The sequence below is a fragment of the Pseudomonas sp. FSL W7-0098 genome, from assembly GCF_005930585.1.
GTDB lineage: Bacteria > Pseudomonadota > Gammaproteobacteria > Pseudomonadales > Pseudomonadaceae > Aquipseudomonas > Aquipseudomonas bubulae.
In genome coordinates, this window is record NZ_RXHW01000018.1 from 1 (window position 1) to 13,827 (window position 13,827).

The following is a 13,827-nucleotide window of genomic DNA, read 5'->3' on the forward strand; positions in this document are numbered from 1 at the left end:
AAAAATGGAGCGGGAAACGAGACTCGAACTCGCGACCCCGACCTTGGCAAGGTCGTGCTCTACCAACTGAGCTATTCCCGCAATAATGGCGTCCCCTAGGGGACTCGAACCCCTGTTACCGCCGTGAAAGGGCGGTGTCCTAGGCCACTAGACGAAGGGGACGTTGCCCGAAATGCACACGTACATTTCAGTGCCAGATCACTAACAAACGTTAGTCTCTTGGCTTTCACTCAACTTCGCCCGAAAGCAAAGCTGCTTAAAAATGGAGCGGGAAACGAGACTCGAACTCGCGACCCCGACCTTGGCAAGGTCGTGCTCTACCAACTGAGCTATTCCCGCAATGGCGTCCCCTAGGGGACTCGAACCCCTGTTACCGCCGTGAAAGGGCGGTGTCCTAGGCCACTAGACGAAGGGGACACACTACAACTTCACTGGTTACATGCGTTTGGCTGTTCGCTTTACGCTGCAATTGGCGCGCATTCTAGGGATGGATTGGAAGGTCGTCAACCCCAATATGAAAATATATTGAAATCAATGACTTCCCCCCTATTAAGGCGTTTTCCTACAGAGTCTCGAGGCAAGCTCTTGGCGCCTATATTCCGGCACCCTACAAGGAGTTATGATTGCCGGACCTCAGTGATGGCAGTTTGCTGCCCAGTCGATCCTCACCCCCGTCCTAGCCAGGCACTGCGACTTCACCGAGACAGCGCATCTACACCCACAAGAGGTTTTAACGTTGACGCCCACCATGATCGCCCTGCTTGTCGTCGTCGGGATCGCACTGTTGATTGCCATCGTCTACATCAACCATATAGTGGAAAACAACAAACTGGAGAAAGCCCGCCTCAAGGTCGAGCTTAACGACCGCATCCGTCGTTGCAGCGAGGTCAACGAGACCTTCCCCGGCCAGTTGATGTCTCCCGCCCTCAAACTGCTGCTTACCCGCCTTGAGCTCAATGCGACACAGCGCCTGTTGCTCCTGGATAAATCCAGCGCGGCATTAAAGGCACAAGTGACCGAGCTCGGCGGCCTGATTGCCAAGGGCGAGTCAATTCCTGTCAACAACCCGCCCAACCCGGTGCTGACCGAAGCCAAAGCCAAGGACGTACGTTTTTTGCTTGAAACACTCCACGGGCAAATCACCCGTGCGGCCAAGGACGGTTTTTTGCCGACCAACGAAGCCAAGCAGTGGCTCACGGAAATTCGCCACTTGCTGGTGGTGTTGCATATCGAGTTCTTCAACAATCTGGGCAAGCTGGCCCTGCAGAAAAATCAGCCCGCACAGGCGCGCCTGGCTTTCGAACGTGCCGTGCAGTACTTGCGCAAACAGCCGGTACCCGCCATGTACAACGCCCAGATCAAGGATTTCGAAGCACAACTGGCACGCGCCAACGCACAAGTGCAGAGCGCACTTGAGCCGACCACGGGTGAAGTCAACGAGCTGACTGAAGGTTTGAAGACAGACGAGGCCGATGCCGACTGGAAGAAGAAGTCGATTTACGACTGACAGACACATGCCACCTGTGCAGCTGTCGGAGGAACCAGGGAATGCGATGTAAAGCCCAGGACGGGCCAGAGGGGTAAAACATATAAAGGCAGCCCTTGGGCTGCCTTTATATTTGACGTCAGACTACCGGATTGATTGGCTTTTCCGGGTACCACACGTCCAACAGCGGGCTAACTTCAACGGTGGTCAGCTCTGGACGCGCTTTGAGCCAGGCTTCAACAGCAGCACGCTGCTCTTCGCTGACCGAACCGCGCTTCTGCAGGCAAACCAGACCGTAGTCGTCGCCGCCAACATAACCCAAACCGTTAGCTTCCATGGCTTCTGCCAGGAAAGCTGCCAGGAATGCATCGATAGCCTCTTCCGACAGGTCTTCTTTGAAATCCAGGTTCAGCTCAAAACCCAACTCCTGAAATTCATCAACGCACAGTTTTTTGCGCAGACGCTGGGAACGATTAGTAGCCATTGAACAATCCTCTTAAGTAATAACGGGCGGCACTTTAGCAGCTTCGGCCGCCCGGCGCCCGGTTCCGTGTGAACGGTTCATCGTTTTCTATACTTTATCCGCGAAACCCTGTAACAGGTGGATGCACAACCCCGACAACCTTGGGGCATAATGCCAATACTTTTATGACCATTGAGGGAACTTTTCATCATGCCCTCGTATTTCCCCCCCTCGCCTGCAGGGTTTTACTTAATATGATCAAATCTTTACGGCCACTGTTTCTCGCCAGCTTTTTTCTGCCACTGGCCTTCGGCGCCAACGCCGCCCCTGTCAATACCACCCTCACACCAAAAGTTCAGCAAGCGCTCAAGACCAACAAACTGGGCGACGACGCCCTGTCCCTGGTTCTGCTGCCGCTAAGCGGCCCTGGCATTCCCACTGTCTACAACGCCGATGTATCCATGAACCCGGCCTCCACCATGAAACTGGTGACCACCTACGCCGCCCTGGAAATGCTTGGCCCGACCCATCAATGGAAAACCGAGTTCTACACTGATGGCACGCTGAACAATGGCATTTTGCAAGGCAACCTGTACCTCAAGGGCGGCGGCGACCCCAAGCTCAACATGGAAAAACTCTGGCTGTTGATGCGCGATCTGCGCGCCAATGGTGTGCAACAGATCACCGGCGACCTGGTACTCGATCGCAACTTCTTCAATCAGCCGCAACTGCCGGTATTCAACGACGACGGCAATGACAAGAACAAACCGTTCCTGGTCAAGCCCGACTCGCTGATGGTCAACCTCAAGGCCCTGCGTTTCGTGGCGCGCAACGATGGGGGCAAGGTTCTGATTTCGGTCGAACCACCAATTGCCAGCATCAAGATCGACAACCAGGTCAAGGCCGTCAACACCAAGCAATGCACCGGCGACGTGCGCTACAACCCGGTACCGCAAGCCGACGGCTCGGTACTGGTCACCGTCAGCGGGCAACTGGCCGATGGCTGCAACTCGCAGACCTATCTGTCCCTGCTGGACCACGCGACCTACACTGCTGGCGCCGTACGCGCTATCTGGAAAGAGCTGGGTGGCAGCATTCAAGGCCAGGACCGCCAGGCCAGCGTACCCAAAAATGCCAAGCTGCTGGCACGCGCGTTCTCGCCAGACCTGGCCGAAATCATTCGTGACATCAACAAATACAGCAACAACACCATGGCCCAGCAACTGTTCCTGAGCCTGGGCGCGCAGTTCCGCAACGATGCTGACGGCGACGACGCCAAGGCCGCACAGCGCGTAGTACGCCAATGGCTGGCGAAAAAAGGCATTACCGCACCCCATTTGATCATGGAGAACGGTTCCGGCCTGTCCCGTGCAGAGCGCGTCAGCGCGCGGGAAATGGCGCAAATGCTACAGGCTGCCTGGAAAAGCCCCTACGCTGCCGAGTTCATCAGTTCCATGCCCATTGCCGGCAAAGACGGCACCATGCGCAAGCGCCTGAAAACCACGGCCATGAACGGCCAGGCCCATATCAAGACCGGCACCCTGAACACCGTGCGGGCCATTTCCGGCTTTAGTCGCGACAGCAACGGCAATACCTGGGCAGTGGTGGCCATCCTTAACGACCCTCGTCCGTGGGGCGCTTCGGCGATTCTGGATCAGGTTCTGCTCGACCTGTATCGTCAGCCGCAAATCCCGAATAGCGCGGTATCCATCGCGCAGTAAGGCGTTGCCCGGGCAATAAAAAACGCCCCTGATCGTGCGATCAGGGGCGTTTTTCATTGTGGGAGCGAGCCTGCTCGCGAAGCAGGCGACCCGCTCAGGCGCAAAACTGCGGTGATGCCATCGCGAGCAGGCTCGCTCCCACTACAGGCCCACCCCTGCAAGAAGCAGGCAGGCCAGTACTCAGCCGCTATTACCGGGCCATGATTTTCCAGGCACGGTGGATTTTGCTGTTGCGGGCAAAGTCCGGATCGATGGTGCTGGCAGTGATTTCTTCGACCGCGTAACGCGCTTCCAGATTTTCATCGAGGATGAATTTGCGGAAGTTGTTGGAGAAATACAGCACGCCACCCGGCGCCAGACGGGCCATGGCCAGATCCAGCAATTGCACGTGGTCGCGCTGCACATCGAAGATGCCTTCCATGCGCTTGGAGTTGGAGAAGGTCGGCGGATCGATAAAAATCAGGTCGTACTCTTCACGACAGGCATCCAGCCACACCATCACATCGCTCTGCTCCAGACGGTTCTTGTCCGAAAAACCGTTCAGGGACAGGTTGCGACGCGCCCAGTCCAGATAGGTTTTCGACAGGTCAACGCTGGTGGTGCTGCGCGCGCCGCCCTTGGCTGCGTGTACGCTGGCAGTTGCGGTGTAGCAATACAGGTTGAGGAAGCGTTTGCCGGCAGCCTCTTTCTGGATACGCATGCGCATCGGGCGATGGTCCAGGAACAGACCCGTGTCCAGATAGTCCGTAAGGTTGACCAGCAGCTTCACGCCGCCTTCATTGACCTCGGTGAACTTGCCCTGGGCACTTTGACGCTCGTACTGCTTGGTACCGCTCTGACGCTCGCGACGCTTGACGATTACCCGGCTCTTGTCGATGTTCAACGCCTGTGGGATGGCCGCCAATGCATCGAACATGCGTTCCGAGGCTTTTACCGGATCAATGGATTTCGGTGCCACGTATTCCTGGACGTGAACCCAGTCGTGGTACAGATCGATCGCCATCGCATATTCAGGCATGTCGGCATCGTAGACACGGTAGCAGTCGATACCTTCGCGCCTGACCCACTTGCCCAGCGCCTTGAGGTTCTTTTGCAGTCGGTTGGCAAACATCTGCCCGCCTTCGCTCAAGCGCGGCTGCTCGATCACCACCGGAGCCGGTTTGATCGGGTTACCGTTCTTGTTGAACTTCTCGTACTTGGTTGGCGCTTCGATGTTGGAAGGCAGATCGGACTCAGCCTGTTCGCGCTCAGCCTGACGCTGCTCGGGGGTACGGCGCTCGCCGGTAACGAACTGATCCGGCACCACCTTGATCAACAACAGCTTGCACGGCAAGGCGCCGTTCCAGAACGAATACTGCTTGTGGCTACGGATGCCCATACGCTTGCCCAGATCCGGAGCACCGGTAAACACCGCGGCCTCCCAGTTCAAGCAGGCCTGGCGCAGACGCTCGCCGAGGTTCTGGTAGAGATAAAGCAAGCTCGCCTCATCACCCAGACGCTCGCCGTACGGCGGGTTGCAGATTACCAGGCCTTTCTGGTTCTGGTCCGGGCGCGGCTCGAAGGTCGCCACTTCGCCCTGATAAATCTTGATCCAGTGGCTCAGGCCCGCGCGCTCGATGTTATTGCGCGCTGGCTGGATCAGGCGCGGATCGGCTTCATAGCCACGAATCCACAGCGGTGGCTTGGCCATGCCGATTTCGGCACGCTCGGTGGCTTCGTCGTGAAGTTTTTTCCAGATGGCCGGTATATGACCCAGCCAGGCATCGAAACCCCAGTGAATACGATTGAGGTTTGGCGCCATATCGGCGGCGATCATCGCGCCTTCGACAAGGAACGTACCTACACCACACATCGGGTCAGCCAGAGCAGCACCTTCGGCGGCCATACGTGGCCAGCCCGCACGGATCAGGATGGCCGCCGCGAGGTTTTCCTTCAGCGGAGCAGCACCCTGCTGCAGGCGGTAGCCGCGCTGGTGCAGGCTGCTGCCTGACAGATCCAGCGACAGAATGGCTTCGCCACGGTCCAGGCGCAGGTGAATGCGCATGTCGGGGCTGATCTTGTCGATGGAAGGACGCTCACCGCTTGGCGTGCGCAGCTTGTCGACGATGGCGTCTTTTACCTTCAGCGCACCAAAGTGGGTGTTGTCGATACCCGAGCCGTGACCGCTGAACTCAACGGCCAGGGTGCCATCCGGCACCATATGGTCTTGCCAGTCAACGTCCAGCACACCGTGGTACAGGTCTTCGGCGTCCTTCATCGGGAAGCGCTTGAGTACCAGCAACACACGGTTGGCAAGGCGCGACCACAGGCACAGGCGGTAGGCCGTCTCCATGGTAGCCATGCCTCGAATGGCCGAGGTGTGCTCGCGGGCTTCCTCAAGACCAAGGCCGGTGGCCTCTTCGAGAAGCAGGCCTTCAAGGCCTTTGGGACAGGTAAGGAAGAGTTCGTAACGATCCGACATGGGATTCCTGGGCTATTAGCTATCAGCGAGAAGGCGACGCATCGCCCGCTCCGTTTTCAATCAAGCGCTTTTCTTGAAGAGCGCTCGCGTGGCACGAAACTGTGCCGTTCCACCGAGGCGATCACTCATGCCCGCAGGCATGAACAGTTTAGACGCCGAGGCAGGTCATTCATCTGGAAACAACAGGTCATATACAGACCCTTCGTCGAATAGTCCCCCAGCAAAAGAGGCGGGTATTCGCGAGGGGGAATGAAACGCATCCTCTTTGCAAACACTCGGCCTATCAGGCTTTGGTCGTATTCGGTGGTCAAAAAGCGACCTTACTTATGGCCTTAACACCATTATCGTTACGTCCTTATGACAAAACGATCATTCACACGCCTTGGCGCATTGGTTAGAACTCAACTCAGGTTACGGCCGCACAGGCCCTGACAAAATGCTCGCCACGCCGGCAGCGAGCACACCAACGGCAGAACACTCTGCCCCGGCCTCTGGAAGGCCGACGCTAAATAAACAGTCAACAAGTGAGGGCAATACCCTATGAGAAGACTTAAGCGTGATCCGTTGGAAAAAGCGTTCCTTCGCGGATATCAATACGGTGTTAACGGAAAATCCCGCGAGCTTTGCCCTTTTACTCTACCGTCGGTACGCCAAGCCTGGATTAACGGCTGGCGTGAAGGACGCGGCGACAACTGGGACGGTATGACAGGCACTGCGGGCATCCACAGACTCAACGAACTTCACGCCGTCGGCTAACTCCGGGCAAAATCCGACATCACCTCGAAGCTGTACTGACTCAACCTTGCCGCCCTTTCCAGGCGGCGGGCTACGGCCCAAGGGCTCCTTAGGGGAGCCCTTTTTATTGCCTGCCAATCAGCGCGCCAAGGCAGATATGGCGTCAACCGACTCGCGAATCAAGGCCGGACCCTTGTAGATAAAGCCCGAATAAATCTGCACCAGGCTCGCACCCGCAGTGATTTTTTCAGCTGCGTGTTTGCCCTCGGTAATCCCGCCCGCAGCAATGATCGGCATACGACCTGCCAGCTCACCGGCCAGTACTGACACCGTGTGAGTGCTTTTCTCACGAACCGGTGCTCCAGACAGACCACCCGCCTCGTCGCCATGCTCCATACCTTCAACACCTGTACGACTCAGCGTGGTGTTGGTGGCAATCACTGCGTCCATACCCGTCTCAAGCAGCGCCTGAGCCACAAGCACGGTTTCTTCGTCTGTCATGTCAGGAGCGATCTTGATCGCCAGCGGTACGCGCTTGCCGTGGCGCTGAGTCAGCTCGTTCTGACGCAGCTGCAGGGCCTCGAGCAATTGCTTGAGCGAATCACCGAATTGCAGGCTGCGCAAACCCGGCGTGTTAGGCGAGCTGACGTTTACAGTCACGTAGCTGGCGTGCTCATACACCTTGTCCAGGCAAATCAGGTAATCATCGACCGCTCGCTCAACCGGCGTGTCGAAGTTCTTGCCAATGTTGATACCCAGGATACCGCTGTACCTGGCTGCCTGAACCCGTGCAAGCAGGTGATCGACGCCAAGGTTGTTGAACCCCATGCGGTTGATGATCGCTTGCGCTTCAGGCAGTCGGAAAATACGGGGTTTGGGATTGCCCGGCTGAGGTCGCGGCGTCACGGTGCCGATCTCAACGAAGCCAAAACCCAGTTGTGCAAAGCCATCAATGGCCGCACCATTTTTGTCCAGACCTGCGGCCAGGCCGACCGGGTTAGGGAAGTCCAGCCCCATCACCGTCACTGGCAGCCTTGCCGGCGCCTTGCACAACAAACCGTTAAGCCCGAGACGGCCACCTGCGCCGATCAAGTCCAGGGACAGGTCGTGGGAGGTTTCAGGGGAGAGTTTGAAGAGCAACTGGCGGGCCAGGTTATACATGGGCTGATAGGACTCAAAGGGTTGCTTGAAGAGAGCGCGATTATAGCTGCGCGCTTCACTAAATCACAGGCAAAGAAAAACCCGGCCTGAGCCGGGTTTTTCTGAACAGCCTAGCTAAAAATTACTTAGCTTCTGCTTGAACGGTAGCTTCTACGCGACGGTTCAGGGCACGGCCTTCTTCAGTTGCGTTGCTTGCAACTGGGTTGGCTTCGCCGTGGCCAACTGCGTCTACGCGGTTGGCTGCAACACCTTGGTTAACCAGGGCTGCACGAACAGCGTCAGCACGACGCTGCGACAGTTTCTGGTTGTAGGCGTCTGGACCGATGCTGTCAGTGTAACCAGCAACAGTAGTGGTGGTCGCAGGGTACTGCTTCATGAAATCAGCAACGTTGTTGATGTCAGGCATGTACTGCGATTTAACAACCGACTTGTCGAAGTCGAATTTCACGTCAAGTTCAACGCGAACAACTTCAGCGATCGGAGCTTCTGGTTCTGGCTCAACTGGTGCTGGAGCTGGAACTGGAGCAGGAGCGACTTTACCGCCGTTACCGCCGAAGTTCACACCCAGACCAACGGTAGGAGCGTAGTCCCACTTGCCGTTGTCCAGTTTGTAGTCAGCTTCAACGCCAGCACGGGCGAACAGGTTGTCAGTGATGTACCACTTAACACCAGCGCCTGCAGTCAGGAAAGTCGACTTGTCGCGACCGCTGTGGCCGTCAGCCTCAACGTTGGTCATGCTCTTGTGAGCAACACCGCCGGAAACGTATGGACGCAGAGCGTCGCCTACGGTGCCGAAGTGGTACTGAGCGTTCAGACCAAAGTTGTCGCCTTTGATTTTCTGGTGGCCAGTGCCGTCATTCGAACGGGTGTGGTTGGTTTTGTCGTAGGTCAGGTTCAACGAAACGTCGTCGGTCAGGAAGTAACCGATCGATGCGCCTGGGTTGTAACCGTCTTCTACGTGCTTGACGCTGTCGTTGTACTGTTTTTTGTAGAACAGTTCACCCTCGACCGCGCCTTGGCCTTGTGCCAGGGCACCGAACGAAGTTGCGGCTACAAAGGAACCAATGGCAATGCCCAAGGTGTTTTTCAGTTTCATCCGTTAAATCCCCATCTGGTGATTGTAAAGCAGTCCCTCATACCGGGGGACAACTCGGCAGCAAGTCTATCAGACCTTGCCTACACGTAGAGCCATTTGCGCTGAACTAAGTTTCAGCAATGCCTGCAAATTTCTCACGCAATTTATCTAGAGCACGCTTGTAACGCATCTTTGTCGCACTCAAACCCATATGCATTATGTCCGCGATTTCCTGAAATTCCAGTTCTGCGACAAAACGCAGCACAAGAATCTCACGATCAATCGGATTTACATGCACCAGCCAGCGATCAAGTCCGCCCTTTTCCTCAGGTTTCGGCGCCTTTTCTTCGGACGCTTCCTCGAGGGGGTCAATACTTAATGCGTCCATCAAGCGACGCTTTCGCCGTTCCTTTCGATACTGTGTAATGCACTCGTTGTAGGTGATGCTATACAGCCATGTCTTGAATTTCGACTTACCTTCAAAATTTTTCAAACCGTACAGCACTTTCAGCATGACTTCCTGACAGACATCATCAGCGTCCCTATCGTTCCCTAAATACCTTGAACAAACGTTGAACAAAGTACGCTGATAGCGCCGCATCAGCTCTTCATAGGCACGTGTGACGTGAAACAACTCATCATGCGAGCGCGCCACCAGCTCCTCATCAGAGAGCTCGCGGGGGTCATAGCGCATGGATAGCGATTGTGCTTTATTCAAAACGAGTTGTGCCAACAGTCAGGTCAATGTCCGCCGCAACCAGTCAATCTTGGCTTTTTTGCGGCGGCGTACATTAGCAGGGTTTGCCGTGTTAGCGGCTGGTTACGTGCTGCTCCAGCAAGATCCGGTTCGAGATGGAGACTAGCTCACCCTCATCGGTCAGCAACGTGGTTTTAACCGTGCCAATTTCTTCGATCTGCCCTTCAACCTCGCCAATCCGCACTTCCTGACCAACCTGATACAGCTCACGCACATAGATCCCGGCCAGTATTTGCCCGGCGATTTCCCGGCTGCCAAGCCCCATTGCCAGTGCAATAGCCAGACCAACGGTAATCAACACAATAACAATCACATGGTTTAGCAGGTCGGTCTTGACCTCCAGCTGGCTGATAGCCACGGAGATGCTGATGATGATGACCAGCCCCTGGGTCACCCTGCCCAGCCCGCCGGCATAATCGAAGCCCACGCTCTCGGCAGCACCACGCACCAGGCCGTTGAGCACCTGGGCCAGCAACACGCCTGCCAGCAGAACCAGCAGCGCACCAAAGACCTTGGGCAGATACACCGTCAACAGATCCAGCGCGGATGACACGCGATCCAGGCCCAGAGACTGCGCTGCAGAAACCAGGAATACCAGCAGCACAAACCAGTAGACGATTTTGCCAATCAGCGTCGAAATGGGCACCTGAATGCCGACCCGGGCCAGAATCTTGGTCAAGCCCGTACCGCCCATCAGGCGATCAAGGCCCAACTTGGCGAGCAGTTTGGACAGTAAGGCGTCGAGCAGTTTGGCAACCACGAAGCCCAGCAGTACTACCACCAACGCGCCGAAGAGGTTGGGAATAAAGTTGGCAATCTTGGTCCACAAGGCAGTCATTGCCGCGACCAGGCTTTGGGTCCAGACATTCAATTCCATGTTCAATCAGCCTTATCAACAGGGCGAGCAGCAGATTTGCGTCGCGAAACGGGCGCAATATGAGCCGAACCGCTATTCAAAGCAATCATCAGTGCTTGCATCCAGCGGCCCAGCAGGCTGAAAAGGTCTCCCGCACCGACCTGTCGGTTGGCGGTTTTCAGCACGCGACCCAGGCACGCATCGTCATCCCGGTTGGACGGCTCGGCCTTGAGCATTTCACGTAAGGACTGTTCAAACGGATCGTGCATAAGCACCTCTCGGTAAGTCAGTAAAAGACGAAGGGACATTTGCCGGGGTCACATTCACCCGGTCACAGCCACTGCAAACGACGGTAAAACCACCATTGCCCCGCCCCGATAACCAGCATCACGCCGCAGGTTATGGCAAAGCCATAAGAGTCATCGGAGAACGGTACGCCCCCCACATTGATACCCAGCAAACCGGTAATAAAGGTGATCGGCAGAAAGATCCCCGTCAGCACGCCAAAGCGATACATGATGCGGCTCATACGCACGTTCAAACGCCGGTCTTCAGACTCGAGCACCAGCCCCACGCGCTCGCGGGTCAGTTCGAGCTCCTCCAGATAGCGGGTCAGGCTGTTGTTCAGTTCGTTCCAGTAGTCGGCATCATCGGCACTGAACCAGGGTAATTTGATACGCGTAAGCTGACCGAAAATATCCCGCTGAGGTGCCAGGAATCGACGCAAGGCGGCTGCCCTTCGACGAACCTGCAGGAGGCTGTTGTGATCAGGTGTGTACCGTTCGTCGGCATCTATTTTATCTTCTTCGTCATCGACGATTTCTGACAGTTCGCCGATCAAGTCCTGCACCTTCAATGTCAGGTGCTGGGCCAGGTACAGGATCAATTCAGAGGGATTTTTCGGGCCTTCACCCTGGGAAAACTCATTGAGCAACTCATCGGTGGCCCGCAATGGTCGCATGCGCAATGAGATCAAGCGCTGCGCACTGCCGAAAATACGCAGTGAAACCATGTCTTCAGGCTCTGCGCCGGGGTTCAGGTTGACCCCGCGCATAAACAGCAGCAGCTCATTGTTGGGGGCAGGCACCAGGCGCGGACGGGTATTTTCTTCAAGCAGCAGATCACAGTTGAAATCACTCAAGCCACTGGAATCACGCAGCCAGCTCTGGGTTTGCGGATGACTGCGATCCCAATGCAGCCAGAGGCTTTCGTGGGCCTGCAACTGAAGGTCGTTCAGCTCGGTGCGCGCAATCGAACGTGCGCCGCCTTCACCATCCAGCACCAGCGCATGCACCAGCCCCCATTGAGCGTTTTCTTCCTCGAACATCCGTGATCCTTAGTGGTAATGCGTTTAGCCCGGCATTTTCAGAGCGGTTGGCGAAATGATAACGCCATTATTGTCGGCATAAATGAATTCACCGGGGCGGAACGTGACACCCGCAAACGTCACGGGCACGTTGACATCGCCCACACCGCGACGGTTGCTCTTGAGCGGATGACTGGCCAACGCCTGCACGCCGAGATCGGTTTGCGCGAGCACATCGACGTCGCGAATGCAGCCGTAAATAACAATACCTTCCCAGCCATTTTTGGCCGCCCTGTCTGCAATCATGTCGCCCAGCAAGGCATGACGCAGGGAACCGCCCCCATCGACCACCAGCACTTTGCCTGCACCGCTGAGTTCAGCCTGTTCCTTGACCCGCGAGTTGTCCTCGAAGCACTTGATGGTCACGATCTCGCCGCCAAAGGAGTCGCGCCCGCCGAAATTGCTGAACATGGGCTCAAGTACCTGCACCAGCTCAGGGTAGGCATCGCACAGATCGGGGGTGATGTAGTGATTCACGGGAAAGCTCCTGTTCAGGGTGGGCACAACAGTGAAAACAACGATAGCACTATGGGTTATAGACGCTTTGGACAAGCCCGGCTTTAAAAGTCGTCCAAGCCTCGAGCGGCAACCAATATCACATAAAAGAACACGTTATGACCACCTTGCGGTATCGGGTCACACGCCATCCGCAGCAGCTGCCGTATGAACGAGGCAGCTGCAGAAACACTGCAACTGTGGGAGCTTGACCTGCAACAGAGTATCTACAACGATTTCGTCGTGCCTTTTAGCAGCCAATCACGCACCAATGGCCACACTTCCTGCTGCGCAGCCTGGCTGACCAGCATTTCAACGTGACTGTAATCAGAGCTGAAGCCATGCTCACGGCCAAGGGACACGAACTTGCGCTGTTCTGAGCCCAACTGGTCGAACAGCTTGCGACACGCCCACTCCGGCGTTTGCCGATCACCCACCGCTGCCACCACCAGTGCCGGGGCCTGAACCTCGGCCAAACCGGCCCACCAGTCGCGCTCGGCGTCCTTGAAACGCCCCATAAAACCATTCCAGCGCAGGGTTTCCAGGGCGATGCTGACCGGCTCGTCTTCCGGGCCACGCTTGAGTCGCGTCCCCGACAGTTGCTTGAAGCGCTTCAACAACAGATAGGCACCCCACTCAATCGGAGGAATTTTCAGTGACCAGTAACGGCGATTGATCTGGCAGCCAAAAAACGCCGCCGACGCCACATCCGGTTCACTCAGATACTTGCCCCCCAAGGCCGCGGCCAAACTGATGGCACCCTGAGAATGGCCGAGCCAGTGCGGAACTTGCCCGCTTTGCTCGCGAACAAATGCCGCTATGGCTGGCAAGTCGTAGCGGGCATAGTCCGCCACGCGATTTTTAGCCCAGCTAATATTTCGTGACGAAAGACCATGGCCACGCATTTCGGGCAGCCACACATCAAACCCGGCACGCGCCAAAAACGCCCCTAGCCCTACCCCCTTGGGCGAGTACCAAAAACGCCGATTGGAAAAACTGCCATGCAACAGGATGACCGGCACGCCGCGTACCTGGCTGTCGTCGGCCATCCCCAGGCGGGTCACCACCAGCTCAACGGAAATATCCGGGCTGTTGGCCGGTTTCAAGCGATAAACGTCTTCGCTCAGATCGCCCCGACGCTCAGCGCTGATCAGGGCAACGGGAAAAAGGAGACTGCTGCTTTGCATAATGCTCTTGCACAAAAAAGGGCGATTTCACACAGGAACTCGCCCTACCACTGCCTATAAAGAG

At 56.5% G+C, this 13,827-nt stretch carries 13 protein-coding genes and 4 tRNA genes; 3 read left to right on the forward strand and 14 right to left on the reverse strand.

Annotated features, from left to right (window positions below; genetic code table 11):
* Positions 1-5 precede the first annotated feature (5 nt).
* The 4 genes from FHL07_RS23110 to FHL07_RS23125 form a co-directional block, all read right to left on the reverse strand.
* Positions 6-81 (reverse strand) — tRNA-Gly (locus tag FHL07_RS23110).
* Positions 82-86: 5 nt separating this feature from the next.
* A tRNA-Glu gene (locus tag FHL07_RS23115) sits at positions 87-162 on the reverse strand.
* A gap of 101 nt (positions 163-263) precedes the next feature.
* Positions 264-339, reverse strand: a tRNA-Gly gene (locus FHL07_RS23120).
* 2 nt (positions 340-341) lie between these two features.
* Positions 342-417: transfer RNA gene (locus FHL07_RS23125), tRNA-Glu, on the reverse strand.
* 331 nt (positions 418-748) lie between these two features.
* Between FHL07_RS23125 and FHL07_RS23130 the strand changes: the two genes are divergently transcribed.
* Positions 749-1,507: a hypothetical protein gene (locus FHL07_RS23130; RefSeq protein WP_095003130.1), complete on the forward strand. Its 759-nt coding sequence runs from the start codon at positions 749-751 to the stop codon at positions 1,505-1,507.
* Positions 1,508-1,625: 118 nt separating this feature from the next.
* On the opposite strand, the gene FHL07_RS23135 is transcribed toward FHL07_RS23130, so the two are convergent.
* The gene (locus FHL07_RS23135; protein WP_138738953.1) at positions 1,626-1,970 is read right to left on the reverse strand and encodes a YggL family protein; all 345 of its coding nucleotides are present in this window, start codon (positions 1,968-1,970) and stop codon (positions 1,626-1,628) included.
* 233 nt (positions 1,971-2,203) lie between these two features.
* On the opposite strand from FHL07_RS23135, the gene dacB reads away from it, so the two are divergent.
* Positions 2,204-3,670 carry a D-alanyl-D-alanine carboxypeptidase/D-alanyl-D-alanine endopeptidase gene (gene dacB / locus FHL07_RS23140; RefSeq protein WP_095003128.1) on the forward strand — a complete coding sequence of 489 codons (1,467 nt, stop codon included), beginning with the start codon at positions 2,204-2,206 and terminating at the stop codon, positions 3,668-3,670.
* 190 nt (positions 3,671-3,860) lie between these two features.
* Here dacB and rlmKL read toward each other — a convergent pair whose 3' ends face one another.
* On the reverse strand, positions 3,861-6,131 hold the full coding sequence (gene rlmKL, locus FHL07_RS23145; RefSeq protein WP_138738954.1) for a bifunctional 23S rRNA (guanine(2069)-N(7))-methyltransferase RlmK/23S rRNA (guanine(2445)-N(2))-methyltransferase RlmL: 2,271 nt from the start codon (positions 6,129-6,131) through the stop codon (positions 3,861-3,863).
* A 540-nt stretch (positions 6,132-6,671) separates the two neighbouring features.
* On the opposite strand from rlmKL, the gene rmf reads away from it, so the two are divergent.
* Positions 6,672-6,887 (forward strand): ribosome modulation factor, encoded by a 216-nt coding sequence (gene rmf / locus FHL07_RS23155; protein WP_095003125.1) that lies wholly within the window; start codon positions 6,672-6,674, stop codon positions 6,885-6,887.
* Positions 6,888-7,004: 117 nt separating this feature from the next.
* Here rmf and FHL07_RS23160 read toward each other — a convergent pair whose 3' ends face one another.
* The 8 genes from FHL07_RS23160 to FHL07_RS23195 all read right to left on the reverse strand — a co-directional run bounded on the left by FHL07_RS23160 (position 7,005) and on the right by FHL07_RS23195 (position 13,763).
* Positions 7,005-8,027 carry a quinone-dependent dihydroorotate dehydrogenase gene (locus tag FHL07_RS23160; RefSeq protein WP_095003124.1) on the reverse strand — a complete coding sequence of 341 codons (1,023 nt, stop codon included), beginning with the start codon at positions 8,025-8,027 and terminating at the stop codon, positions 7,005-7,007.
* A 121-nt stretch (positions 8,028-8,148) separates the two neighbouring features.
* A complete protein-coding gene (locus tag FHL07_RS23165; protein WP_095003123.1) occupies positions 8,149-9,123 on the reverse strand; it encodes an OmpA family protein in 975 nt (324 codons plus the stop codon).
* A 106-nt stretch (positions 9,124-9,229) separates the two neighbouring features.
* A complete protein-coding gene (gene sigX, locus FHL07_RS23170) occupies positions 9,230-9,820 on the reverse strand; it encodes an RNA polymerase sigma factor SigX (RefSeq protein WP_029611289.1) in 591 nt (196 codons plus the stop codon).
* 91 nt (positions 9,821-9,911) lie between these two features.
* Positions 9,912-10,736 carry a mechanosensitive ion channel family protein gene (locus tag FHL07_RS23175; protein ID WP_095003122.1) on the reverse strand — a complete coding sequence of 275 codons (825 nt, stop codon included), beginning with the start codon at positions 10,734-10,736 and terminating at the stop codon, positions 9,912-9,914.
* A 2-nt stretch (positions 10,737-10,738) separates the two neighbouring features.
* Complete coding sequence (locus tag FHL07_RS23180) at positions 10,739-10,984, reverse strand: CrfX protein (RefSeq protein WP_095003121.1); 246 nt, start codon at positions 10,982-10,984, stop codon at positions 10,739-10,741.
* Between the two features lie 62 nt (positions 10,985-11,046).
* Positions 11,047-12,042 (reverse strand): CorA family divalent cation transporter, encoded by a 996-nt coding sequence (locus tag FHL07_RS23185; protein ID WP_095003120.1) that lies wholly within the window; start codon positions 12,040-12,042, stop codon positions 11,047-11,049.
* A 24-nt stretch (positions 12,043-12,066) separates the two neighbouring features.
* Entirely contained in the window at positions 12,067-12,558 is a 492-nt protein-coding gene (gene rraA, locus FHL07_RS23190) for a ribonuclease E activity regulator RraA (protein ID WP_095003119.1), read from the reverse strand.
* Between the two features lie 245 nt (positions 12,559-12,803).
* A complete protein-coding gene (locus FHL07_RS23195) occupies positions 12,804-13,763 on the reverse strand; it encodes an alpha/beta fold hydrolase (protein WP_138738955.1) in 960 nt (319 codons plus the stop codon).
* Positions 13,764-13,827 lie beyond the last annotated feature (64 nt).

Bases quoted from the DNA above. Each gene is read 5' to 3' on its own strand.
- FHL07_RS23130 (WP_095003130.1), top strand. From the start codon at position 749: ATGATCGCCCTGCTTGTCGTCGTCGGGATCGCACTGTTGATTGCCATC.
- FHL07_RS23135 (WP_138738953.1), bottom strand. From the start codon at position 1,970: ATGGCTACTAATCGTTCCCAGCGTCTGCGCAAAAAACTGTGCGTTGAT.
- dacB (WP_095003128.1), top strand. From the start codon at position 2,204: ATGATCAAATCTTTACGGCCACTGTTTCTCGCCAGCTTTTTTCTGCCA.
- rlmKL (WP_138738954.1), bottom strand. From the start codon at position 6,131: ATGTCGGATCGTTACGAACTCTTCCTTACCTGTCCCAAAGGCCTTGAA.
- rmf (WP_095003125.1), top strand. From the start codon at position 6,672: ATGAGAAGACTTAAGCGTGATCCGTTGGAAAAAGCGTTCCTTCGCGGA.
- FHL07_RS23160 (WP_095003124.1), bottom strand. From the start codon at position 8,027: ATGTATAACCTGGCCCGCCAGTTGCTCTTCAAACTCTCCCCTGAAACC.
- FHL07_RS23165 (WP_095003123.1), bottom strand. From the start codon at position 9,123: ATGAAACTGAAAAACACCTTGGGCATTGCCATTGGTTCCTTTGTAGCC.
- FHL07_RS23175 (WP_095003122.1), bottom strand. From the start codon at position 10,736: ATGGAATTGAATGTCTGGACCCAAAGCCTGGTCGCGGCAATGACTGCC.
- FHL07_RS23180 (WP_095003121.1), bottom strand. From the start codon at position 10,984: ATGCACGATCCGTTTGAACAGTCCTTACGTGAAATGCTCAAGGCCGAG.
- FHL07_RS23185 (WP_095003120.1), bottom strand. From the start codon at position 12,042: ATGTTCGAGGAAGAAAACGCTCAATGGGGGCTGGTGCATGCGCTGGTG.
- FHL07_RS23195 (WP_138738955.1), bottom strand. From the start codon at position 13,763: ATGCAAAGCAGCAGTCTCCTTTTTCCCGTTGCCCTGATCAGCGCTGAG.